Annotated in this window: 19 protein-coding genes; 16 read left to right on the top strand and 3 right to left on the bottom strand. The window is 56.4% G+C overall.

The window, feature by feature from the left end; translation table 11 throughout:
• Nucleotides 1-71: 71 nt before the first annotated feature.
• From ACLPGZ_RS14665 to ACLPGZ_RS14635, 7 genes are all read left to right on the top strand, one after another.
• Nucleotides 72-1,592: an ABC transporter substrate-binding protein gene (locus tag ACLPGZ_RS14665; protein ID WP_226348409.1), complete on the top strand. Its 1,521-nt coding sequence runs from the start codon at nt 72-74 to the stop codon at nt 1,590-1,592.
• Between the two features lie 82 nt (nt 1,593-1,674).
• A complete protein-coding gene (locus ACLPGZ_RS14660; RefSeq protein ID WP_060185261.1) occupies nt 1,675-2,688 on the top strand; it encodes an ABC transporter permease in 1,014 nt (337 codons plus the stop codon).
• Nucleotides 2,685-3,569, top strand: coding sequence for an ABC transporter permease (locus tag ACLPGZ_RS14655; RefSeq protein ID WP_060185260.1), 885 nt, complete (start codon nt 2,685-2,687; stop codon nt 3,567-3,569). Before ACLPGZ_RS14660 ends, ACLPGZ_RS14655 begins: the two co-directional genes overlap by 4 nt.
• Nucleotides 3,569-5,455 (top strand): dipeptide ABC transporter ATP-binding protein, encoded by a 1,887-nt coding sequence (locus tag ACLPGZ_RS14650; protein ID WP_060185259.1) that lies wholly within the window; start codon nt 3,569-3,571, stop codon nt 5,453-5,455. The genes ACLPGZ_RS14655 and ACLPGZ_RS14650 overlap by 1 nt, the downstream gene beginning before the upstream one ends.
• Before the next feature lie 32 nt (nt 5,456-5,487).
• A complete protein-coding gene (locus tag ACLPGZ_RS14645) occupies nt 5,488-6,801 on the top strand; it encodes an aromatic ring-hydroxylating dioxygenase subunit alpha (protein ID WP_239054437.1) in 1,314 nt (437 codons plus the stop codon).
• Nucleotides 6,798-7,415, top strand: a complete 618-nt coding sequence (locus tag ACLPGZ_RS14640; protein ID WP_429641591.1) for an aromatic-ring-hydroxylating dioxygenase subunit beta — start codon at nt 6,798-6,800, stop codon at nt 7,413-7,415. The genes ACLPGZ_RS14645 and ACLPGZ_RS14640 overlap by 4 nt, the downstream gene beginning before the upstream one ends.
• A 70-nt stretch (nt 7,416-7,485) precedes the next feature.
• A complete protein-coding gene (locus ACLPGZ_RS14635) occupies nt 7,486-8,043 on the top strand; it encodes a flavin reductase family protein (protein ID WP_181900166.1) in 558 nt (185 codons plus the stop codon).
• 217 nt (nt 8,044-8,260) lie between these two features.
• On the opposite strand, the gene gdhA is transcribed toward ACLPGZ_RS14635, so the two are convergent.
• From gdhA to trxA, 3 genes are all read right to left on the bottom strand, one after another.
• Nucleotides 8,261-9,601, bottom strand: coding sequence for an NADP-specific glutamate dehydrogenase (gene gdhA / locus ACLPGZ_RS14630; protein ID WP_009455932.1), 1,341 nt, complete (start codon nt 9,599-9,601; stop codon nt 8,261-8,263).
• Nucleotides 9,602-9,742: 141 nt separating this feature from the next.
• Nucleotides 9,743-10,999: a transcription termination factor Rho gene (gene rho, locus ACLPGZ_RS14625; RefSeq protein ID WP_009455931.1), complete on the bottom strand. Its 1,257-nt coding sequence runs from the start codon at nt 10,997-10,999 to the stop codon at nt 9,743-9,745.
• 69 nt (nt 11,000-11,068) lie between these two features.
• On the bottom strand, nt 11,069-11,395 hold the full coding sequence (gene trxA, locus ACLPGZ_RS14620; protein ID WP_009455930.1) for a thioredoxin TrxA: 327 nt from the start codon (nt 11,393-11,395) through the stop codon (nt 11,069-11,071).
• 233 nt (nt 11,396-11,628) lie between these two features.
• Here trxA and ACLPGZ_RS14615 point away from each other — a divergent pair, with 233 nt between their 5' ends.
• The 9 genes from ACLPGZ_RS14615 to ACLPGZ_RS14575 all read left to right on the top strand — a co-directional run bounded on the left by ACLPGZ_RS14615 (nt 11,629) and on the right by ACLPGZ_RS14575 (nt 23,291).
• Nucleotides 11,629-13,590, top strand: a complete 1,962-nt coding sequence (locus ACLPGZ_RS14615) for a DNA topoisomerase IV subunit B (RefSeq protein WP_035272235.1) — start codon at nt 11,629-11,631, stop codon at nt 13,588-13,590.
• A 20-nt stretch (nt 13,591-13,610) separates the two neighbouring features.
• On the top strand, nt 13,611-15,920 hold the full coding sequence (gene parC, locus ACLPGZ_RS14610) for a DNA topoisomerase IV subunit A (RefSeq protein ID WP_239054435.1): 2,310 nt from the start codon (nt 13,611-13,613) through the stop codon (nt 15,918-15,920).
• A gap of 61 nt (nt 15,921-15,981) precedes the next feature.
• Nucleotides 15,982-17,016 carry a CDP-6-deoxy-delta-3,4-glucoseen reductase gene (locus ACLPGZ_RS14605; protein ID WP_009455928.1) on the top strand — a complete coding sequence of 345 codons (1,035 nt, stop codon included), beginning with the start codon at nt 15,982-15,984 and terminating at the stop codon, nt 17,014-17,016.
• 37 nt (nt 17,017-17,053) lie between these two features.
• Nucleotides 17,054-18,307, top strand: coding sequence for a D-amino acid dehydrogenase (locus tag ACLPGZ_RS14600; protein WP_226348393.1), 1,254 nt, complete (start codon nt 17,054-17,056; stop codon nt 18,305-18,307).
• Between the two features lie 31 nt (nt 18,308-18,338).
• Complete coding sequence (locus tag ACLPGZ_RS14595) at nt 18,339-19,628, top strand: extracellular solute-binding protein (RefSeq protein WP_230940551.1); 1,290 nt, start codon at nt 18,339-18,341, stop codon at nt 19,626-19,628.
• A 103-nt stretch (nt 19,629-19,731) separates the two neighbouring features.
• Complete coding sequence (locus ACLPGZ_RS14590) at nt 19,732-20,721, top strand: TrbG/VirB9 family P-type conjugative transfer protein (protein WP_115633842.1); 990 nt, start codon at nt 19,732-19,734, stop codon at nt 20,719-20,721.
• A complete protein-coding gene (locus ACLPGZ_RS14585) occupies nt 20,718-21,317 on the top strand; it encodes a hypothetical protein (RefSeq protein WP_115633841.1) in 600 nt (199 codons plus the stop codon). Before ACLPGZ_RS14590 ends, ACLPGZ_RS14585 begins: the two co-directional genes overlap by 4 nt.
• Nucleotides 21,318-21,955: 638 nt before the next feature.
• Nucleotides 21,956-22,804: a hypothetical protein gene (locus tag ACLPGZ_RS14580; RefSeq protein ID WP_239054433.1), complete on the top strand. Its 849-nt coding sequence runs from the start codon at nt 21,956-21,958 to the stop codon at nt 22,802-22,804.
• Nucleotides 22,770-23,291 carry a hypothetical protein gene (locus ACLPGZ_RS14575; RefSeq protein WP_429641589.1) on the top strand — a complete coding sequence of 174 codons (522 nt, stop codon included), beginning with the start codon at nt 22,770-22,772 and terminating at the stop codon, nt 23,289-23,291. The genes ACLPGZ_RS14580 and ACLPGZ_RS14575 overlap by 35 nt, the downstream gene beginning before the upstream one ends.
• Nucleotides 23,292-23,434: the final 143 nt, after the last annotated feature.

Below are 23,434 nucleotides of genomic sequence, written 5' to 3'. Positions count from 1 at the left end.
GAATAAACTATATACTTTTTCGCAAGGCGGACTAACGCTGGAATGAAGTGCATAACAAAAGGGGACAAATGGTGAAAGCGTTGCGAAAAAGCGTAATGGGGCTGGCCTTGGGGGCAGCCTTGATGATGGGCTGGGGGACGGTCAGCCAGGCAGCCGGGAGCGAGTTGAAAATTGCTTTCCCGGTCGATATCCCGTCCTGGGATCCGACCTCGGTTACCTTTCCGGCGGGCCAGTCGATTTACAAGGCCGTGTTTGATTCACCCCTGTTTGTGGGTGACGATTTGAAGGTGGCACCGCGTCTGATCGAGTCCTGGGAATGGGCGGACGAGCAAGGTCAGGCCCTGAAGGTGAAGCTGCGCGACAAGGTGAAATTCCATGACGGCAGCGACATGACGGCTGAAGACTTGAAGTTCACCTTTGATCGTGCGATCAACAAGAAAACCCTGGCCCTGAACGGTATGCTGCCCACCCTGAAGTCGGTGGAAGTCACCGGCCCGCTGGAAGCCATTATCCATTTCAGCTCGCCCACGCCAACGGCCCCCAAAGGCCTGGCCTTCTTGTCGGCCTATATCCTGCCCAAAGCCTATTTCGAGAAGGTGGGGGAAGAGGAGTTCCTGAAGCGTCCAATTGGCGCAGGCCCCTACAAGCTGAGCGATTATCAGCGTGGTTCCCGTATCACCCTGGAAGCCTTTGAGGACTACTGGCAAGGTGCGCCAGACCTGAAGCAGGTCGTGTTTGAAATCGTGCCGGATTCCTCGGCGCGTGTTGCTGCGGTTGAGTCCGGTCGGGCAGATGTCTCGGTACAGATTCCGGTGCGCGAAATTACCCGCCTGGAAAAGAATCCCAAGCTGGAAGCCAAGGTCTACCCCTATAGCGAGATCTACATTCTGCAAATGCCCAGCTATGTAGACAGCTTCAAGGATGTGCATGTGCGTCGCGCCATGAATATGGCGATCGACAAAGCAGGCTTGTCCCGTGCCTTCTACAAAAATGTCGCCCAGCCCTTGTCGGTTCTGGCCACCAAAGGCTCGCCTGGTGATGTACCGGATCTGAATATTCCCTTCGACAAGAAAGCAGCGGTAGAGGAACTGGCCAAAGCGGGTTACAGCACGGAAAAACCGCTGACCATTACCTTGTACTCCACCAATAACACCTTCCCTTCGGACTATGACGTGGCCCGTGCGGTGGCGCAGATGTGGAGCCAGATCGGTGTGCAGACCACGGTTGAAGAAATTACTGTGGCCAAGTATCTGGAGCTGAGTCATTCGTCCAAATTGACGGGTGTGATGCTGTACAGCTGGGCTAATGCAACTGGCGATCCGGAGATTTTCACGGGCCGCATTCTGGACCCGCGCCTGCGTTTTTCCACCTGGAAAGAAGAGCGTCTGGCGGGCACGCTGGATGAGCTGAACCGTCAGATGGACGAGGACAAGCGAGTAGCTGGCTATCAGGCGCTGAATCGTGAAGCGGCGGAACAGGCCTGGAGCCTGCCGGTGCTGCAGTCCATCTCCACCATTGCCTATAAAAAGGGCTTGAAGCTCAACACCTATCAGACGGGCTACATCCTGCCGCAGGAATATTCCTGGCAGTAAGCCTTTCATGTGCCCCGCAGCCTCGCGCTGCGGGGTGATCTACCGGGTTTGACCCGGCATATTTTCTCCTGCGGTTCTCTTCATGAAAAACGTTTGCTTCCTGATGGCGCGCAAGCTCGTCTTCGTGCTGGTGACGGCGTTCCTGCTGTCCATGATCGTGTTCTTCATGCTGCGCGTCATTCCCGCTGACTCTCTGGGCATGATGCTGCCTCCTTCGGCCACGGAAGCCGATGCACAGGCACTGCGTGTTGAGCTGGGCATGGATGGTTCGGCCTTGCATCAGTACCAGGTTTGGTTGAGCGGTGTGTTTCGCGGCAATCTGGGCAACTCCATCTTCTTTCATCAGCCAGTGACAGGTTTGCTGGCGCAAGCTTTGCCACCCACGCTGGAGTTGGCCTGTATCAGCTTGCTGATGGCTTTGCTGATCTCCATTCCCGGCGGCCTTGTTCTGTACTTGCTGGACAAGAAAAAGATCGAATTTGTGGCCGACTTTGTGCTGGTGCTGCTTCTGTCGGTGCCGTCCTTTTTGTGGGGCATTATTTTGATCGTGGTGTTCGGTGTGCTGTTTCCGGTCTTGCCCTTTATGGGACGGATGGAAGGCACACCCGCTGTGGATGGCGGCACCGGCTTTCTGTTGTTTGACCTCTTGATACGCGGTCAGTGGCAAGCCTGGTGGGATGCCTTTTCGCATTTGCTTTTGCCCGCCCTGGCCTTGGCCCTGGCTTTCAGTCCCATCGTGATTCGTGTGCTGCGCTCCAGCCTGATCGAAACGGCGACCAGCCAATACGTGAACGTCGCCCGTCTGCGCGGTGTGCCTGAGTGGCGAGTGCTCTTGGTGCACATGCTCAAGAATGCCGCTTTGCCTACCTTGACCTTGATCGGCGTGCAATTTGGCTTTTTGTTTGGCGGCACCTTGCTGATTGAAGTCATTTTCTCCTTTCCCGGTATCGGCAATCTGATGGTGCAAGCCATCAAGAACCACGACCTTCCCCTGATTCAGGGCGTGGCCCTGGTGTTCTGTTTGATGGTGTTGGCCGTCAACTTCTGTGTCGATGGCTTGTACAGCGTTATGAATCCACGTCTGAGGTCCGCATGAGCGTGCATCCACATTCTTTCTGGCAAGCGCGGCTGCGGCCTGTGCTGGCCCATCCCAAAGTGCTGCTTGGCGGCACTCTGGTCTTGATCTTTGCTCTGGTGGCCTTGTTTGCCCCTTTGCTGGCGCCCAATGATCCTAATGCACAGGACTTGCTGGCCACGCTCTTGCCACCCGCCTGGCAGGACGGCGGTCTGGCGCAGTATCCCTTGGGAACTGATGGCCTGGGGCGATGTATTTTGTCGCGTCTGATTTATGGCAGCCGTGTGGCCTTTCAGGTGGCGGTGACCGCTGCCGCCGGCACCATGGTGCTGGGTACGGTGCTGGCGATCTTGGCGGGCTATATCGGTGGCTGGTTCGACCGTGGAGTTAGCTCCCTGGTGGTGTTGTGGATGGCATTCCCGCCCGTGGTGTTTTCCATGATGTTGATGGTGGGCTTGGGCACGGGCCTGTTCAACGTGATTCTGGCTGTGGTGCTGGTGGACTGGACTCGTTTTTATCGCGTGGTTCGGGCGGAAGTGCTGGTGGCGCGTCAGCGTGATTATGTGTATGCCGCGCATTTGTTGGGCTTTTCTCATCTGCGCATCATGTTGCGTGAAGTATTGCCTAGCGTGGCGCCACTGATCGTCACCTTGTTCAGCCTGCAAATGGGCGTGGCCATTGTGGTTGAAGCAATCCTCAGTTTCGTGGGCCTTTCTGTTCCGTCGGATGTGGTGGCCTGGGGCGTGATGCTGGCCGATGGCCGTGACCAGATTTACCAGGCGGGCTGGGGCCTGATGGCGCCGGTAATTGGCATTGTGTTTGCAGTGCTGGGTTTCAATTTGCTGAGTGATGGTTTGCGCACCACGCTGGATCCTCGGCTCAAGCAACGAGGAGCGCACTGATGAGCGTGCCGGTTATTGAATTCAAGCAAGTCAGTGTCTCGGTGCCGGTACAAGGGCAATCGGTCGAGCTGCTGCGCAAGGTCTCGTTTGCAGTGCAGGCAGGTCGTACCTTGGGGCTGGTCGGGGAGTCTGGCGCGGGCAAGAGCATGATAGGGCGGGTAATCTCGGGCATGTTGCCCAGTAATCTGCGTCTGTCCTCGGGGCAGGTCTGCTTTCAGGGTTCGGTGGTGACGGGTGCGCAAATGCGCCGTCTGCTGGGTCGCAAAGTGGCTTTTGTGCCGCAGGAGCCTTTGTCCTCGCTAAATCCGGTGCTGACCATACGCCAGCAGATGTTCGAGCATTTGGCTCGACTGGGCATTCCCCGCGCATCGCGCGAGCAATATTGCCTGGAGCGTCTGCATGAGGTGGGGCTGCCCGATCCGCCGTCCATGTTGGGGCGCTATGCCCATGAGCTTTCGGGTGGGCAGTGTCAGCGCATTTTGATTGCCATGGCTTTTTCCGGTGATCCGGAATTGATTGTGGCCGACGAGCCCACCACAGCGCTGGACGTGATTACCCAAGCGCAAATCATCCGGATTCTGCGCGATGTACAGCAGCGGCATCAAACCGCCGTGATTCTGATCACTCACGATCTGCGTATGGCTGCCCACGTCTGTGACGAGGTGGCCGTGCTGTATGCCGGGGATGTGGTTGAACAAGGTCCCGCTGCAGATGTTTTGGATACACCTTTGCATCCTTACTCCTGGGCCTTGAAGAATGCGACGCCAGCACTGAATGGCCCTTTGTATGCCTTGCCGTCGCTGGCCGACATCATGCCGGGCTTGAAAGACATGCGGGATCTGCCGGGCTGTCGTTTTGCCCGTCGTTGTCCTACGCGTAATGCGGTCTGTGAACAGCGCGCGCCAGAGTTGGAAGCGGTGAAACCCGGTCATTGGGTAAGTTGTGCCGGTCCCTGTATGACGCGCGATACGGCCGCTCAAACCCAGCTGCATGTCTTGCCGCAAGGGCCGTCTGACGAGTCCGCGCCGCTGGTGGAGTTCCAGAATGTGGAGCGCAGCTACCGAGTCACACGCAACGGCCGCCGCAGCCTGATGTATGCCTTGCGGCCCCTGTCCTTGAGCGTGCGTCCCGGCGAGATGGTTGGCGTGGTGGGGGAAAGCGGTAGTGGCAAAAGCACTGTCGCCCGTTTGATGGTGGGCTTGTTGCAACCTAGTGGTGGGCAAGTGCTGGTGCAAGGTCAGTCCCGCGAGCAGTTTGCCAAAGGGCAAGGCGAGTCCTTGTCTCAAACGATTCAGATGGTGTTTCAGGACCCTGACTCGGCCTTGAACCCACGTCGTAGCGTGCAGCAGCTGGTGACGCAGGTGCTGGAGTTGCAGCCGGGTATGACGCCCGAGCAGCGTCGTCAGAAAGCCGATGAATTGATGGCGCAGGTGGGCATTGCACAGGATGCCGGTTTGCGTTTTCCCTCGGAGCTGTCCGGCGGGCAAAAGCAACGCGTGAACATTGCCCGCGCCTTATGTGTGCAGCCGCGTCTGCTGGTGGCGGACGAGATTGTGTCCGGTCTGGATGTGTCGGTGCAGGCGCTGATTTTGAATCTCTTGCTGCGACTGAATAAGGAATTGGGTGTTGCGGTGGTGTTCATCTCGCACGACTTGTCCGTGATTCGCTATTTGTGCACACGAGTGCTGGTGATGAAAAACGGTGAAGTCGTGGAGCAAGGAAATACCGCCGAGGTGTTTGCCGACCCGCAGCATCCCTATACCCGTCTTTTGCTGGGCAGTGTGCCGCCGGATGATTCCAGCCAGATCTGGCCTGCGCCTTTGGACTGTCCATCCCAAACCGTGAGTGAGGCTGCACCCGCCTTAGTACCCGCTATGGCGGTCTGAATCCCGTTTTACTCGTATTTACAGGAAGCACTATGAGTTATGCCAATAACGAAGCCGCCTTGTCGGGCCTGACCCAGGACCATCAGGTCCATCGGGATGCCTATCTGGACGAGGATGTCTTTCAACTGGAAATGGAACGGCTGTTCAGCCGTGCCTGGCTCTATGTGGGCCATGAAAGTCAGGTGCCCAAAACGGGCGATTATGTATCGGTGACCTTGGCACAAAGCCCCGCCATCATGCTGCGCCATAGCGATGGCTCGGTGCGGGTGGTGATGAACCGTTGCGCTCACAAGGGGGCCAGACTGGTCAGCGAACCCAGCGGCAATGTGGGCAAGATGCTGCGTTGTCCGTACCACGCCTGGACCTACAAGCTGGATGGCTCGCTGCTGGCGGTGCCGCTGAAAAATGCCTATGAAAACACGGAGTTTTCGCAATGTCCGGCTGCGGGCGGCCTGTCCACACCGGGGGCGGTAGAAAGCTATCGGGGCTTTGTGTTTGCCCGCCTCAGCAAGGAAGGTTTCAGCCTGCAAGAGTATTTCGGGGATGTGCTGCAGGCTTTGGACAATATGGCGGATCGCTCTCCGGAAGGGGAGTTGCAGGTGGCAGGCGGTTCGATTCGTACCGTCATCAACTGCAACTGGAAGATGTACATGGAGAACATCAACGACACCGTGCATCCCATCTCCACGCATGAGTCAGCCTCCAGCTCGGCAGCCAAAGTGGGTGAAGTGTTCAAGGAAGAAGACCCTACCGCACTGGAGCAATTGCTGCCCTTCGGTTCGGGCTACGACTTCTATTCACGTATGGGTGTGGAAACTTACCCGAACGGGCACAGCATTCTGGGCACCAAGTTCAGCATTCATACCGACTACTCCGGGATTCCAGGCTACGAAGCCATGATGAACGAAGCCTGGGGCGAGGAAAAAGCGGCTCGGGTGCTGGGTTTCAATCCACAAAATGTGGTGTTTTACCCCAGCATGGCAGCCAAGGGTTCGCCGCAGATTATTCGTGTATTGCGACCTTTAGCGGTTGATCGCACTTTGCTGGAAGTATGGGTGTTTCAGCCCAAAGGAGCGCCGCGTGAAATGCTGGATCGCGGCCTGACGTACAGCCGTCTGGTGTATTCCCCCATGAGCGTCGTCGCCCATGATGATGTGCACTTGTTCGAGAGCCAGCAAGCCAGCCTGAAAGCCCAAGGCAATCCGTGGGTGAATCTGCTGCGTCAATACGATGCGCAAGAAGGCGAGCAGGGCAAGGGCAGTTTTGACGACGCGAATAATGAATGGGTCATACGCAACCAATACCGTGCCTGGAAGCAAGGCATGAAGCAGCAGGAGCAGGAATGATGGGGATGGGGCAAGAGCAGGGCCAGCGTAGCGGTCGAGGAGAGCATGCATGGCAAGATGGTCAGCAACAGCAATATCAACATAAGGCGCAGCAGCCATTGAATCCGCAGCAAAACCAGCGTCTGGGCCAAATGGAGAGTCTGAAACAAAGCCTGCAAGACTTTGTATGGCAAGAGAACGCCCTGCTGGACGAGGGGCGTTTTGACGAATGGTACGAGCTGTTCGCACAGGATGGGCTGTACTGGATTCCTGGTGAGTCCGGCCAGGAAAACCCGGAAGGGCGCATGTGTATTGCCTTGGAAAACCGTATGTTGATGCGCTTGCGTATCGACCGCCTGTCGCACCATCGTGCCTTTTCCTTGCAACCCGGTGTACGTGGTCTGCGTGTGATTCAACATCCACGTGTTCTGTCTGAACATCCTGATGAAGATGGCTGCTATACCGTACGCATCAATCTGATTTATTCGGAGTATCAGAAGCAAAAAACCGAGGTTCTGCCCGCTACTGCCTCTTACCGTTTGCGCGCCGTCGATCAGGCTTGGGAGATTGTGGAAAAGCGGGTGGACTTGCTGAGCGTGGATGGCTATTTGCCCACCATTCAGCTCTTCATTTAGGCCCTATATGCACTTGAATGACCCATCACTAGGCTATCTCAGCCTGCCGTGTGAAGGCATGGACGACAGCATGGCTTATCGCCTGCTGACGTCCCTGATCGTACCGCGCCCCATTGCCTGGGTATGTACCTTGGAGGAGTCGGGCAGTGTGAATCTGGCACCGTTCAGCTCCTTTAACTATGTGGCGCATAGCCCGCCCATGCTGGCGATCAATATCAACCGCAATGAGGATGGCAGCTTGAAGGATACGGCCCGTAATTTGCAGGCCAATAAAGAGTGTGTGGTGCAGTTATGTCGTCAGTCTGATCTGGCTGCGGTTCATGCTAGCGCCGCTGCGTTGCCGCCCGGCCAGAGTGAGGTACAGGAGTTGGGCATGCACCTCGTGCCCAGTCAGCATGTGCGTGTACCTCGTCTGGATGGCGCTGCCGTGCAGATGGAGTGCAGGCTGGATCAGGTGGTGGATTTGGGACGGGGAGTTAACCAGCTGCATATTCTGGAAGTGCTGGCCTTCCATGTGGATTCATCCTTGATGGACGAAAAAGGGAGAGTGGATCTGGAGGCGTATCGGCCTTTGGCTCGGTGGGCTGGACCGTATTATGCACAGCGGGGAGATATTCTTCTTCCTTGATGTCATTGCCTGTTGATTGGTTTTCGTCCTGGCTGTGTTTGTAGATCAGTGAGTTTTGGCTAAGGGCCTGCTTTTTTGCTCTACACAGATGACTGAAACATAGACAGCTTTCAAGGGCAGATAACATCAAGCCTGCAATAGACACTTTCGGTTGGGCCAGAAACAAAAAAAACCGCCTTGTGGGCGGTTTTTTTGACTACTGAGCAAGGCGCAAAACTTAATAAACGCCTTGATGACGCATGGCATTGGCGACTTTGACAAAGCCGGCAATATTGGCGCCGTTAACGTAGTTGATGAAGTTGCTTTCTTGACCATAGTTCACACAATTTTCGTGGATGTCACGCATGATGGAGTGCAGCTTTGCGTCAACTTGTTCGCGTGTCCAGCTCAAGCGCTGGGCGTTTTGGCTCATTTCCAGACCGGATACGGCAACACCGCCCGCATTGCTGGCTTTGCCTGGGGCATACAGGATCTTGGCGTGGATAAAGGCATCGACTGCATCCAGCGTGCTGGGCATATTGGCACCTTCGGCGACGCAACGTACACCGTTCTTGATCAGGATTTCAGCATCCTTGCCGTCCAGTTCGTTCTGGGTGGCGCAAGGCAGGGCGACATCCACGGGGATATGCCAAGGACGTTTGCCTTGTTCGTACAGCAGGTGATGTTGCTGGGCGTAATCGACCAGACTGCCACGCTGTACATTTTTAACGTGCATCAGGGAAGCCAGTTTTTCACGCGTAAAGCCATCCATGTCCACCACGCAACCTTGCGAGTCGGAAACGGTAACGACTTTGGCACCCAGATCCAGGCATTTTTCAATGGCGTACTGAGCCACATTGCCCGAGCCGGAAACGGACACTGTCATGCCGTCCAAGGATAGCCCTTTACGTGCCAACATTTCCTGTACGAAATATACGGTGCCATAACCGGTGGCCTCAGGACGAATCAAACTGCCGCCAAAGCACAAATCCTTGCCGGTGAACACACTGGCTGCGCTGTTGGAGAGTTTTTTCATCATGCCGGCCATAAAGCCCACTTCACGCGCGCCCACGCCGATATCACCAGCAGGAACGTCGGTATCTGGGCCCAGGTGACGGTACAGCTCAACGATCAGGGCCTGGCAAAAGCGCATCACTTCGCCATCCGACTTGCCTTTGGGATCAAAGTCCGAGCCGCCTTTGCCGCCGCCCATGGGCAGAGTGGTCAAGGCATTCTTGAAGGTCTGTTCAAACGCCAGAAACTTCAAAATGGACAGATTCACCGAGGGGTGAAAGCGCATGCCGCCCTTGAAAGGACCGATGGCATTGCTGTGCTGAATACGGAAGCCGCGATTGACCTGAACCTGGCCGCGATCATCTACCCAGGAAATACGAAACTGGATAGCACGTTCGGGTTCGACCAGACGCTCGAGCAGACCATGATCGGCGTACTGGGGGTTTTTCTCGATGAAGGGCCACAAGCTGGTCATGACTTCCCGAACGGCCTGCATGAATTCAGGCTGGTTGGGGTCGCGGGACTGCACTCTGGCTAGGAACTGTTCTAGAGAGATAGATTTCATTGCAAGCGAACTCTGTTTGCAATACTGAGAACTCGAGTCGAACTCAGCAGATTGAAAGAATGGATGCACGGGAATGCACCCGATCATACGCCCATCGCAAGCAAGCCTCTCGTATAGAGAGGCTTGCGCAGGATGTTCGATTTACTTCTTCATCATGTCGAAGAATTCGGAGTTGGTCTTTGTGGCCCGGATTTTGTCCAGGATAAACTCCATGGCTTCAATTTCATCCATCCCATGGATGAACTTGCGCAGAACCCAGACCTTTTGTAGAAGGTCGGGCTTGATCAGCAACTCTTCACGACGTGTGCCTGATTTGTTCAGGTTGATGGCTGGGTAAATACGTTTCTCGGCCAGACGGCGCTCCAGATGGATTTCGGAGTTGCCGGTACCTTTAAATTCTTCATAGATGACTTCGTCCATGCGGCTGCCGGTTTCGATCAGGGCAGTACCGATGATGGTCAAGGAGCCACCTTCTTCCAGATTACGGGCAGCGCCAAAAAAGCGTTTGGGGCGCTGCAGGGCGTTGGCGTCCACACCACCGGTCAAAACCTTGCCCGAAGCAGGGACCACAGTGTTGTAGGCGCGAGCCAGACGGGTAATGGAATCCAGCAGGATCACCACGTCTTTTTTCAATTCAACCAGGCGTTTGGCCTTTTCAATGACCATCTCGGCCACTTGCACGTGACGTGTGGCGGGTTCGTCAAAGGTGGAGGCCACTACTTCGCCGCGCACCGTGCGCTGCATCTCGGTTACTTCCTCGGGGCGCTCGTCCACCAGCAGGACGATCATGATGGCCTCGGGGTAATTGGTCGTGATGGCGTGAGCCATGTGCTGCATCATCACGGTTTTACCGGATTTGGGGCTGGCCACGATCAGGGCGCGCTGGCCTTTACCGATAGGCGAGAAGATATCCAGGATACGGCCTGTGATGTTCTCTTCGCTTTTGATGTCGCGCTCCAGGCGCATGGGCTGGTCCGGGTGCAGCGGCGTCAGGTTCTCAAACATGATGCGATGTTTGATGGCCTCAGGCTGCATGCCGTTAACCTTGTCAACTTTTACCAGGGCAAAGTAGCGCTCGCCGTCTTTAGGGGTGCGCACTTCACCTTCAATGGAGTCACCCGTGTGCAGATTGAAACGACGTATCTGCGAAGGGGAGATGTAGATATCGTCTGTGCTGGCCAGGTAAGAGGTTTCTGGCGAACGCAGAAAGCCAAAACCATCAGGCAGGACTTCAAGCACCCCGTCGCCGAAAATCTGCTCGCCCTTTTTGGCGTGCTTTTTCATGATGGCGAACATCAGCTCTTGCTTGCGCAAGCGGTTCGCGTTGTCGATTTCCAGAGTGGCAGCCATTTCTAGCAGCTGCGAGACGTGCAGAGCTTTTAATTCGTTCAGGTGCATGGGAGTGGGGAAGGGCTTTCAGCAGCAGACCGCAGGCCAGCGAAGGGCCTGCGTGCGGTTAATCAGAGATTACAGGGAGCTGTCGAGAAACGCGCTAAGTTGGGACTTGGAAAGTGCACCGACTTTAGTTTCGGCCACTTTGCCGTCTTTAAACAGCATGAGCGTTGGAATACCGCGAACACCATATTGAGCTGGGGTGTCGGGATTTTCATCGACGTTGAGCTTAGCGATGATAACACGACCTTGGTACAGTTCGGCTGCCTCATCAAGCAAAGGGGCAATCATTTTACAAGGACCGCACCAGGCAGCCCAGTAATCGACCAGAACGGGGAGGTCGGCGTTAAGGACGTCAGACTCAAAGGAGGCGTCCGTGATGTGTTTAATGGAGTCGCTCATGGCTAGATACAAAAAAAGTGAGGATAACGAAAAACTATACGTGTGGCGTGACCTGAGCACAATGTATTCTACGGCCAATTGCGACGGTCTTGTTGCCAATTTTTGACAGGATACCATTGCGTCTGGTTGATAATGTGCATTCGCTGCGCAACGCGCGCCAATAAAGCGTTTCCCCACTGGCGCCTAACCACTCGTAAAATAGCGTTTTTCTGTACGATCTACCGGGAATCAAGTTGTCTACTACACGTTACGACGAATCTTCTATACGGGTGCTCAAAGGGCTGGAACCGGTCCGTCAGCGCCCGGCCATGTATACCCGCACGGATAATCCCCTGCATATTGTGCAGGAGGTCATCGATAACGCGGCCGACGAAGCCCTGGCTGGTTTTGCCCGCACACTGACTGTCACCTTGCTGGAGGACGGCGGCATACAGGTTGAGGATGACGGGCGCGGTATTCCTGTTGGCTTGCACCCTGAAGAAAATGCGCCGGTGGTTGAACTGGTGTTCACGCGACTGCACGCCGGGGGCAAGTTCGACAAGCTCAATGGCGGTGCCTACGCCTTTTCCGGCGGTTTGCACGGGGTGGGTGTGTCGGTGACCAACGCCTTGTCGCGCCGTCTGGAAGTGCTGGTCTGGCGTGACGGACAAGCCAACGAGATTGTGTTTGCCGACGGCGAGCTGGAGCAGCCCCTGACCCAAACGGGCACGGTGGCCAAGCGCAAGACGGGTACCCGTGTGCGGGTCTGGCCTGATGCCAAATATTTTGACTCCGCCCAGATTCCCCTGGCCCAACTGACTCATATCCTGCATAGCAAGGCCGTCCTGCTGGAAGGCGTGACGGTGGAACTGGTGCAGCAAAAAACCGGTCAGCGCCAGCAGTGGCGCTATGAGGACGGTTTGCGCGGCTACCTGCAGGAGGAAATGGAAGGGGTGGAGCTGCTGGTTCCCCTGTTTGAGGGCCGCCAGTACGCCCCGCAAGATGACGATAATTTCTCCGCCGGCGAAGGTGCGCATTGGGTGGTGGCCTGGGCGCTGGACTCCAATATTGTGCGTGAGTCCTATGTCAATCTGATCCCAACCCCAGCGGGAGGAACACACGAATCGGGCTTGCGCGATGGCTTGTATCAAGCCGTGCGCAGTTTTGCCGAACTGCATAGCCTGATTCCCAAAGGCGTCAAGCTGCAGGCCGAGGACGTCTTTGCCCGTGCCAGCTTTGTGCTCTCGGCCAAAGTGCTGGACCCGCAGTTTCAAGGGCAGATCAAGGAAAAGCTCAATAGCCGTGACGCCGTGCGTCTGGTCAGTGGCTATGTGCGCAATGCGCTGGAACTGCATCTGCATGCCAATGTGGATCAGGGTCGCAAATTGGCTGAAGTGGCGGTGCGTCAGGCTCAGGCCCGTACCCGTTCGGCGCAGAAGGTGGAGAAACGCAAGAGCTCGGGCGTGGCCGTGTTGCCCGGCAAGCTGACGGATTGCGAATCACACGATCTGGAAAGTTCGGAACTGTTTCTGGTCGAGGGTGACTCGGCTGGCGGTTCGGCCAAGATGGGCCGTGACAAGGAATTTCAGGCTATCTTGCCCCTGCGCGGCAAGGTTCTGAACGCTTGGGAGGTCGATAAGGACCGCTTGTTCGCTAACCAGGAAATTCACGATATTTCCGTGGCGATCGGCGTGGACCCGCACGACGCCCAGTCCGAGCCGGATCTGTCCGGTTTGCGTTATGGCCGTATCTGTATCCTGTCTGATGCGGACGTGGACGGCTCGCACATTCAGGTGCTGTTGTTGACGTTGTTCTTCCGTCACTTCCCCAAACTGATCGAGGCGGGCCACGTGTATGTGGCGCGTCCCCCCTTGTTCCGTGTAGACGTGCCTGCCGCTGGCAAACGCCCGGCCCGCAAGATCTACTGTCTGGATCAGGGCGAGCTGGACGCGACACTGGAAAAGCTGCGCAACGAAGGTATACGTAACGAGTCCTGGAGCATCAGCCGCTTTAAAGGTCTGGGTGAAATGAGTGCGGAGCAGTTGTGGGATACCACCATGAATCCGGACACCCGCCGTTTGCTGCCTGTGCATTGGGGCGAGGATGGCCTGAGCGATACACAAGCCATGTTCACCATGCTGATGGGCAAGGGTGAGGCTTCTGCCCGCCGAGCCTGGTTGGAAGAAAAAGGCAATTTGGCCGATCTGGACGTCTGAGCCCGACTTAAGAGTTATTTATGGATAGCAATCAATTGGATTTTGAACCGGCGGGATCGGACGATAGCATCACGCTGGCGACTTACGCGGAACAGGCTTATCTGGATTACGCCGTTTCAGTGGTACGTGGACGTGCCTTGCCCGATCTGACCGATGGCCAGAAACCGGTGCAGCGCCGCATTTTGTACGCGATGGATGCCATGGGTCTGGGCCCGACGGCCAAGCCCGTGAAGTCGGCCCGAGTGGTGGGGGATGTGCTGGGTAAATATCACCCGCACGGTGACCAGGCCGCCTATGATGCCATGGTGCGTATGGCGCAGGATTTTGTGCTGCGTTATCCGCTGGTAGACGGGCAGGGCAACTTTGGCTCGCGCGACGGCGACAATGCCGCCGCCATGCGTTACACGGAAGCACGTTTGACACCGTTCTCGCGTCTGCTGCTGGACGAGCTGGACGAAGGCACAGTGGACTTCATCCCCAACTACGATGGCAGCCAGAAAGAGCCGGTGACTTTGCCTGCACGCCTGCCCATCATGCTGCTTAACGGCGCATCGGGGATTGCCGTCGGGATGGCGACCGAGATTCCGTCGCACAACCTGCGCGAAGTGGCCCAGGCTTGCGTCAGCCTGTTGCGCAACCCGAATTTGAGCGATCAGGAAATCCACGAGATCGTCCCCGGCCCGGACTTTGCCGGTGGTGGTCAGATCATTTCCGCTGCTGACGATATTGCGGCGGTGTACGCTCAGGGCCGAGGCTCCATCAAGGCCCGTGCCCGTTGGGTATTTGAGGAAATGGCACGTGGCCAATGGCAATTGGTCGTGACTGAATTGCCGCCCGGCAGCTCCTCCCAGCAGATTCTGGAAGAGATTGAAGAGCGCACCAACCCCAAGGTCAAGACTGGCAAGAAATCGCTGAGCACCGAGCAACAGCAAACCAAAGCCTTGATGCTGAACATGCTTGATGCCGTGCGTGACGAGTCGGGCAAGCAGGCTGCGGTGCGCCTGGTCTTTGAACCCAAATCCCGCGCGATTGATCGGGACGAGTTTGTGACCATCTTGCTGGCGCAGACCAGTCTGGAGCGCAACGTCTCCATCAACCTGGTATGTATTGATACGGATGGCCGTCCCGGTCAGCGTTCCTTGCGCCAGGTCTTGCTGAACTGGCTGGAATTCCGCCGTCACACGATGGAGCGTCGTACTCGTTACCGTCTGGATAAGGTCACCGACCGTATTCATGTGCTGCAAGGGCGCATGGTGGTGTACCTGAATGTGGATGAAGTCATCCAAACTATTCGTGAATCCGACGAGCCGCGTGCCGCCCTGATGGAGCGCTTTGATCTGAGCGAGCGTCAGGCCGACGATATTCTGGAAATGCGCTTGCGTCAGTTGGCGCGTCTGGAAGGCTTCAAGATCGAGAAAGAGCTGAAAGAGCGTCTGGACGAGCAGGAGTCTTTGCAAAAGCTGCTGGACGATCCCAAAGCCTTGAAGCGTCTGATGATTCGTGAGATTGAAGCAGACGTTAAAACCTATGGTGATGACCGTCGTACCCTGATTGAAGCGGCCGAGCGCGCTGTGCTGGAAACCAAGGTGGTTGACGAGCCGGTTACCGTGATTGTGTCGCGCAAAGGCTGGCTGCGTTCACGCCAGGGCCATGGCCATGACGCCTCGCAATTCAGCTTCAAGACCGGCGATGGCTTGCGCGATGCGCTGGAGTGTCGCAGTACCACGGATCTGGTCGCCATCGGCACTGATGGCCGGGTCTATACTGTTCCGGTCTCCAGCTTGCCTTCAGCGCGTGGCGACGGACAGCCCATTACCTCCATGATTGAAGTCAGCCCCAGTGCGCCTATTGAGCACATTCTGGGGGCGCCTTTGGACCAGAACTACTTGCTGGCTGCCTGCGACGGTTACGGTTTTGTGGCTTCTCAGGGCGACATGAATACACGGCAGAAAGCGGGCAAGCAGTTTGTCACCGTCGAGGATGGCAAAAAGCTGCTCAAGCCCTTGGCCTTGCGCCCGGATGATCAGTACGTGGGTCTGCTCAGCGAGCAGGGACGTTTCCTGGTGGTGGACATCAAGGAGCTGAAAGTGCTGTCCAAAGGGGGGCGTGGCACGGTGCTGATCAAACTGAACGAGGGCGATAAGCTCAGTCAATGGGTTGCCTTTGGTGAGGCGGGTCTGGCCGTCAGCGGAGTGAACCGCAAGCGTCCGTCCACCATCGTGATGGATCTGGACATGCTGGCCAATTATCTGGGCAAGCGGGCAGGCAAGGGCAAGGCCCTGTCGCTTAAATTGAACGACCCTGTGCTGCATCGGCCTGAAGAGTCCTGAATTTGTATAGCCGCCGGAGGCTGGCCCTCCGCCTGATAGATTTCTTTTTTGAGTGTTGGATATGAGTTTCAAAGTCACGGTTCAGCCCAGCGGGCACAGTTTTGACGTACAGCCCGGACAGTCTGTGCTGGATGGCGCGCTCAATGCCGGTATTGTCTTGCCCTACAGCTGCCGCAATGGCACCTGTTCGTCTTGCCGTGGCAAGGTCATTGAAGGCGAGTACGATGCAGGCCGTGCGCCCGAGCAATTGCTGAGCGAAGAGGACCGCGCTGCAGGTTACACCCTGTTCTGTCAGGCCAAGCCCAGCAGCGACATGTTGATCGAATCGCACGAAATTCGCATGGCGACCGATATCCAGATTCGTAAAATGCCGTCGCGCGTGGTGGGTCTGGAAAAAGTACGTGATGATGTGATGGTGGTGCGTTTGCAAATGCCATCTTCCGAGCCATTCCGTTACTACCCGGGTCAGTACCTGGAATTCATCCTGAAAGACGGCAGCCGTCGTAGTTATTCCATGGCGACACCGCCACGGGAAGACAATCAGGTGGAATTGCATATCCGTCACATGCCCGGTGGCGTGTTTACCGACCACGTCTTTGGTGCCGGTGCTACCGCCATGAAAGAGCGCGAGATTCTGCGCGTAGAAGCACCTTTGGGTTCTTTCTTCCTGCGCGAAGATAGCGCGGCTCCTATGGTTTTCCTGGCCAGCGGTACAGGTTTTGCTCCGATCAAGGCCTTGATCGAGCGCCTGATTCAAACCGGCAGCCAGCGCGAAGTCGCCCTGTACTGGGGCGGGCGTCGACCCAAGGATCTGTACCAGTCCGAACTGGCCGAGAAATGGGCCAGCGAACTGCCTAACTTGCGTTTCATTCCGGTGATTTCCGACGCTCAGCCTGAAGATGGCTGGACAGGTCGTACCGGCTTTGTGCATCAGGCCGTATTGGCTGATTTGCCTGATCTGTCGGCCTGGCAGGTGTACGCCTGTGGCGCGCCGGGCATGGTTGAAGCGGCCCGCAAGGATTTTGTGGAGCAGGCTCAACTGAATCCGGACAATTATTTTGCAGATGCCTTTACGTCGCTGGCAGACGTCAAGTAAGCGTCTTGATCAATAGCTCAACAAGCGGACAGTACACATGAAAGTAGCAGTTCTGGGCAGCGGCATTATTGGGGTATCAACTGCCTGGTGGCTCAGCCAGCAAGGTTGTGAGGTGGTGGTCGTGGATCGGGGAACCGGTCCCGCGCAGGAAACCTCGCGTGCCAATGGCGGGCAAATCTCGGTCTCGTATGCCGAGCCCTGGGCCAACCCGAAAATGCCGCTCAAACTGCTGAAATGGTTGTTGCAGGATGATGCTCCCTTGTTGTTCCGTCCGCGTCTGGACCTGCGCCAGTGGCGCTGGTGCCTGTCTTTCTTGCGAGAGTGCCTGCCGGGGCGGGTTACGCCCAATGTGCGCGCGCTGGTGGCCATGGCGGAATACAGCCGCAGCACGCTCAAGCAATTGCGTCCCAGCCTGGATTTTGATTATCGCCATCAGGAAAAAGGCATCATTACGTTTTACCGGGATGCCCAAAGCCTGGACGACTCCCAGCAAATGGCCGACGTCATGCGAGATATGGGAGTGGACCGCCGCATCATGAGCGTGGACGAACTGGTGCAGCTGGAGCCTGCCCTGGCATCAGCGCGCGGCCAGATCGTGGGTGGCGACTACACCAAAGATGATGAGTCGGGCGATGCCAATCAATTCACCTGCGGTTTGGCGGCCATGGCCAGGCGAGCCGGAGTGGAATTTCGCTTTTCTACCCAAATCACCCGTTTGCTGACGGCCAAGGGCCGAGTGGTGGGGGTCGAGGTTATAGGCGCGGATGGTGCGTACGACTCCATACAGGCAGACGCCTTCGTGGTGGCCATGGGTAGTTTCAGCCCTACCGTCCTGCAGCCGCTGGGAATTTCCTGCCCCGTTTATCCGGCCAAAGGCTATTCGGCCACCTTCCCGGTGCTGGTCCCCGAGGGCGCGCCTACTGTCAGCCTGACAGATAAAGATCACAAACTGGTTTTTTCCCGCCTGGGCGATAGCCTGCGGGTTGCTGGAACGGCCGAATTGTCGGGCTATACGCGTAGCTTGAACCCCGCCCGCTGTCAGGCTTTGTTAACGCATGTGGCTGATCTGTTCCCAAGCGCATTGGATTTTGATAATGTTCATTTCTGGTCAGGACTGCGTCCTGCCACAGCATCAAATGTCCCACTGATAGGCCGATCCTCCATTCCCAACCTGTACCTGAATACCGGGCATGGCACCTTGGGGTGGACCATGGGCATAGGTTCTGGCCGAGCCTTGGCGGACCTGGTCATGGGGCACAAACCCGAACCTGAATTTCCTTTTTTATCTTGAAGGATGTATGAAAAATCTACGCGGATTACTGTTGAAACGTGGTGTTATGGCTTTGGCGATGGCAGCGGGTGGCTCAGCCGCTTTGCTGTTCGGGTCGACCGCCCTGGCAGCCGTTGATATTCAGGTCTGGACCGCTTTGAACTCGCACAATCAGGACGAGTTCGAACGCTTGGTTCGGGATTTCAATCGTAGCCAGAGCGACGTCAAGGTGTCGGTCAAGGCGCATGACACAGAAGCCTCTTTGGAGCAGGTCATGCAAGCGGGCAAGGATTTGCCCAATCTGGTGCAGTTAGGCGAGATGTCCGGCCTGGACGAGGTCGCCGACCGCTCCTACATCATGCCCATGCACACCTTGCTGGCTCGGGAAAAAATGGACAATGTGTCCTGGTTCCTGGCCTCGAATTCCTTTGTGCGCAATGGCCGTGGCCAATTGCAAGGCTTCCCCTACATGGCCGAAATTCCGGTCATGTACTACAACCTGGAAGCGTTTGATAAAGCCAAGATCGAGCCTCCCGTGCCCAGCCGTGTCTGGCTGGACTTGCAAGCTCAACTGGTTGATCTGGCCAATAAAGGCTCGCGCCGTTGTCCTTTGACCTCCGACCAGTCTGTCTCCATCAACCTGGAGAACCTGGCAGCGGTTAATAACCAGATTTACGGTCTGGCACCCGGACCCAAGGTTAAAGGCAAAGTGGGCTTTGATTTTGACGTGATGTATATCCGTCACTTGTCCATGATGATCAGCTGGGTGAAATCCGAGCTGATGGTCAAACCCGGCACCTTGCCCGAGTCGCCCCAGCGTTTTGCCAAGGGTGAATGTGCAGTCATGTTCTCCAACTCCGGCCATATCGGTGAGTACAGCGACACGCGCGGCCTGAAGTACGCTGTGACTGGTCTGCCTTACTACCCTGAAGTCACCCAAACCCCCGGCAAGCCTTTTGTGACTGGCTCCGCTCTGTGGGCGGTGAAAGGCCATAACGCTGAACAGAACCAGGCTTCGGCCCGCTTCATCAGCTGGTTGGCTCAGCCAGAGAACGCCGCTCGCTGGTATCAGAAAACAGGCTTTTTGCCCGTCAGCCGCGAAGCCTTTAATGCCACGGGTAGCGACTACTACAAGGACAAGGGTGACTGGATGCACCTGGTGGGCGCCTACAGCAGCGGTACATCGGGTACAGCCAAGGGCAACTTCCGTAACTACCGCCAGATTCGCGCCGTGTTCAACCAGAGCCTGGAAAGCGCGCTGGACGGTCAGCAACCTGCCATGACGGCCTTGCGTACCGCCGCCACGGAAGCCAACCGACTGGTGGCTCAGAAAGGACGCTGATTTATCTGTGCGTACAAGCCGATCTAGCGGCTTGAGCGAGCATCCTTGAAGATAAACCCCATGCCCTTGACGGGACATGGGGTTTTTTCTTTGGGTGCTCGCAATGCGTTTTCTTGTCCGTTTCTGCGTCTTGCTGATGTGTGGCCTGGGGTTGTCTGCCTGTCAGACCAGTCAGGGGCCTGATGGCCTGTTGGCTGATCCGGGAACACGCGTCTTTAACTTCGATTGGCGCTTGTCTGGCGACCCTCAAGTCGGCCCTATGCAGGTGTTTGATAATGGCAGGCGTATCTGGCTGCATTTTGCACCGGAGCAGATGCTGCCAGCGGTGTTGGGGCGCAGGAATGGACAGGAAACGCTGCTGTCTTTGAAGCCCTTGGGGCAGTTTCAAGTGATTGAAGGCCTGTGGACGGAGTTGATATTTCGGGCCGGACGAGCACAGGCGCAGGCTAGTTTCGGGCGCAAGAGTGCCCATGCAGAAGTTGCTGCATTATTTGAAGTAGAGGCATCGGATGCCTTGCTACAGGACCGTAGCCAACAGAAGGATCAGCAGCAAGCCCGAGCCAGTCTCTCCCAGCGTAGTGATTCTTCGCCAAGCCATTTCCCTCTAAGTCGTTCCGATATCCGCTCTCCCGAGCAAAGTAGTTTGTTTTCTGGAAAGCCTGCGCCAGATTGGATGGCGGCTCAAGTGAAGGAGGGCGAGCCTGCTCCCGGGAACGTGTTGCAGACACAAGCCTTTCAAGCCAGTTCAGAGTTGCTGCCAGTCTCAGCTCCTGGTGTGGATGCACAGTCCATTGCAGAGCCTGTTTTTGAACTGCGAATCAAGGATAGAACCTTGAGGCAGGCATTAGTCCGATGGGCTAAGCAAGCGCAATGGGTTTTTGCACCTGAGCATTGGACTTTGGAGGTTGATTTCCCTATCAAGGCGGCGGCTCGCTTTGAGGGGGACTTTGAGACTGCTGTGGCTCAGTTGTTGGGGGCTGCCCAACTGAATGCTCATCCTTTGCAGGCCTGTTTTTACTCAAATCAGGTGCTCAGGATTCTGGCTTGGCCGCAAGCCTGTGATCCCAGTGCTTCGCCCGAGGGACAGTCATGAATTATCTCTGTCTCTTGCTTTTGCCGCTGATAGCGGCTTGCAGCTTGCAAACAGCAGGGCAGCATGTTGATCAGGCTCAGGCATGGCTGGATGATGCCGTGGTGTTGGATGGCAACAGTCCATCCTCCGTGGCCCATGCTCAGTCTGTCGACAAGCCCTGGTTGCTGGGGGCGGCGGTGCCTTTACGAAAACCGGCTGCCTTGCCAGCGGCATTGCGCTCCAGACAAACCTTCAGTTTTTCTTTGGAAGCGCCTTTGCCCGATCTGGATGAGCTGGCGCGTCGTTTGTCTTTATTGTCTGATCTGAGCGTTTTCATTAGCCCGCAGGCTCGTTTGCCTTTAACTCATTTCCCGCCACGAACCGCTGGGCAGGAGGGGTCGGAATCGGCTCGGCAGGGAGGTCTGATTTTTGAACAACTGCGTTTGTCAGCCTTGTTGGATCAGGTTGCAGCGGTATATGGCCTGAAGTGGCGTTATCAGGCAGGCCGTATTGAGCTGTATCGCGATGAGAGTTCTCTGGCTTTGGGGCAGCAGTCTGGATTGCGACAAGTAGACGGGTCAGGGACAGGGGACTTAATTGGTCGAGGTGTGAAATGAGTTCTGTCTTGCCTGAGCGGGAGTACTGGTTTGGGTTGCAGTGGGTGGATGCCAGGGACGGTATGCGGCGGACTCAAAATCGTCGAATGAAGAGATCGTATTGGACTTGCTTGATGGGAGTGAAAGGGGGGCTGAGAGAACAGGCACGTAAGCAAACGGAAAGGCAAATAGAAGAACTACAACAAGTACAGGAAAAGACTGATGAGGATGTAGCAGGACAAAGAGCAGGGCAAACAGCAGGACGAACAGCAGGACGAACAGCAGGGCAGGCAATGGCTTGGGTTCCAAGTTGTTGGCTGAACAGCCGGAGGACCCAATCTGTCTTGCGCTTGGCCCAGAATGGGCCTTCAAGAGCCAGACTAACGCGAGTTCAGGCTTATTCTGCGGCTGCCTGTATGGCTGCCCACCACCCTCAGGACGCAGTTTTTCTTTTATGGACGGTGGCTCCTGGCCGTTTGTGGTTTCTGGTGCTTGAACATGGTCAGGTGATGGAAGGTAGCGATTGCCTCCTGGCTCAGATCGGGCAAGTGCAGACCTTACGGCGGGCCATGCAGGCGCGTTATCCCTCTATACGTGAACTGCGGCAACCTGCTGATTTATGGGTCTGTCTGGAACAGGGCAGAAGACCGCAGGGCCGTATGCTGCGCCAGCCTGTCAGGCGTGTTGGTGGGTGTGAAAAGATCCCGCTTCGTCTGGCGGTTCTTTCTTTGCTGGTGTTGGCTACGCTTGGAAGCGTGTTCTCCCTTGATCTTCGGGCTCGCTTGGCTGCCATGGCGTCTGATTGGGAGCAAAGTCCATCACAGGAAGAGCATGGTTTGACGAGTATTCAATCTGTGTTGGGCTTGATTGAGGAGCTTCCTGCTCAGGGGGCAGACTGGCAATTGCAGCAGGTGGATTGTCGTCGTCAGGCCGGTCTGTGGGAGTGCAGGGCACATTACGGGTTCGAGGATGTGCAAAGTTTTAGTGCGGCCATGAATAGCCAGATTCGTGAGCCGAATGTGCTGGAGTTCACCGGCTTGGGGCAGGGGACTTTGAGTATCCGGCGCGGGTATCAGGTATTGATTCCCCAGTCCTTGGAAACGAAAGATCAGACGCGAATGCCAACTGCGGCATCTCCAGGTTTGCAGGCCAAGCTGGCGGCCCTGCAGCCTGCGTTTATGCGCTTGTCATTGAGCCCTGCTCAGTGGGTTGAATCCTCCGCCGAAAATGAGCAAACAAGGGCAGGCGTGTGGCGCCGCTCCTGGCTCAGTCAATCGCCCCTGCGTTCGGTTTATTTACTGGCGGCCCAGCTTCCTGAACTGCACTGGGAGCGTATGAGCTTGTCATTGAATTCGTGGTCTTACCCCTCGCTGCTGGGCAGCGATTTTATCGTGGAGCTGGAAGGCTATGTTTATGAATCTGCGCAGCGGGATCTGGCTGATCAAGATCTGGCCGATTACATGCAGACCCCTTTTGAGCATTCTGTTTGGTCTGACGCTGATGTTTAGTGCACCGGCTTGGGCGATGGAAACCATGGCGACGATAGTAAGGGAGATGCTGTTGCTGGAAGCCGAACAGGCGCGGCAGAACATGTCGTCCTGCTTGAGGACACCACAGGAGCAAGAGGGGGCAAGTCAGCCTGATGTGGCCAAGATCAAATCCAGTAAGCCCACCCCTGCATTGAAGCTGAAAGCGATCTATGGAAAAGACACCCAGTTGCTAGCCGAAGTGCAGCATGAGCAGCGTCTGCTCTTGTTTCAGCAAGGACAGCTTTGGCCGATAGGGCGTGAGCGAGATAGGTCTATGCGCCTCTTGTCTTTGAGTAGTCGCTGTATTGAGCTTGAAATAGGGCAAACCCAGGCTCAAGCTGCGCAACCGCAACCGCAACCGCAACCGCAACCGCAACCGCAACCGCAACCGCAACCGCAACCGCAACCGCAACTGGAATTGCAATCCATCAAACTATGTTTGCCTTCCGGGCAGGGCCAAGTGTGATAGGACTTCTGCGATCCGCAGAAGCCCAGGCTTACTGCTTTGCAGGTTTCACGCCTGACTGTTCTTGAATCAGCAAGGCCGTGGGTTCGTGCAGCAGCAGACCAGACAGGCGGCTTCATAGACCCGAAGCAAGAAAAAACCCC

Origin of the sequence: Alcaligenes sp. Me129, from assembly GCF_050487245.1 — a bacterium.
Lineage (GTDB): Bacteria > Pseudomonadota > Gammaproteobacteria > Burkholderiales > Burkholderiaceae_B > Alcaligenes > Alcaligenes phenolicus.
Note: the sequence above shows the minus strand (reverse complement) of the source record. Positions and strands in the feature narration are given on the sequence as shown.

Coding starts and splice junctions, on each gene's coding strand:
- ACLPGZ_RS14660 (WP_060185261.1), top strand. CDS start 1,675: ATGAAAAACGTTTGCTTCCTGATGGCGCGCAAGCTCGTCTTCGTGCTG.
- ACLPGZ_RS14655 (WP_060185260.1), top strand. CDS start 2,685: ATGAGCGTGCATCCACATTCTTTCTGGCAAGCGCGGCTGCGGCCTGTG.
- ACLPGZ_RS14650 (WP_060185259.1), top strand. CDS start 3,569: ATGAGCGTGCCGGTTATTGAATTCAAGCAAGTCAGTGTCTCGGTGCCG.
- ACLPGZ_RS14645 (WP_239054437.1), top strand. CDS start 5,488: ATGAGTTATGCCAATAACGAAGCCGCCTTGTCGGGCCTGACCCAGGAC.
- ACLPGZ_RS14640 (WP_429641591.1), top strand. CDS start 6,798: ATGATGGGGATGGGGCAAGAGCAGGGCCAGCGTAGCGGTCGAGGAGAG.
- ACLPGZ_RS14635 (WP_181900166.1), top strand. CDS start 7,486: ATGGCTTATCGCCTGCTGACGTCCCTGATCGTACCGCGCCCCATTGCC.
- gdhA (WP_009455932.1), bottom strand. CDS start 9,601: ATGAAATCTATCTCTCTAGAACAGTTCCTAGCCAGAGTGCAGTCCCGC.
- rho (WP_009455931.1), bottom strand. CDS start 10,999: ATGCACCTGAACGAATTAAAAGCTCTGCACGTCTCGCAGCTGCTAGAA.
- trxA (WP_009455930.1), bottom strand. CDS start 11,395: ATGAGCGACTCCATTAAACACATCACGGACGCCTCCTTTGAGTCTGAC.
- parC (WP_239054435.1), top strand. CDS start 13,611: ATGGATAGCAATCAATTGGATTTTGAACCGGCGGGATCGGACGATAGC.
- ACLPGZ_RS14605 (WP_009455928.1), top strand. CDS start 15,982: ATGAGTTTCAAAGTCACGGTTCAGCCCAGCGGGCACAGTTTTGACGTA.
- ACLPGZ_RS14600 (WP_226348393.1), top strand. CDS start 17,054: ATGAAAGTAGCAGTTCTGGGCAGCGGCATTATTGGGGTATCAACTGCC.
- ACLPGZ_RS14590 (WP_115633842.1), top strand. CDS start 19,732: ATGCGTTTTCTTGTCCGTTTCTGCGTCTTGCTGATGTGTGGCCTGGGG.
- ACLPGZ_RS14585 (WP_115633841.1), top strand. CDS start 20,718: ATGAATTATCTCTGTCTCTTGCTTTTGCCGCTGATAGCGGCTTGCAGC.
- ACLPGZ_RS14580 (WP_239054433.1), top strand. CDS start 21,956: ATGCTGCGCCAGCCTGTCAGGCGTGTTGGTGGGTGTGAAAAGATCCCG.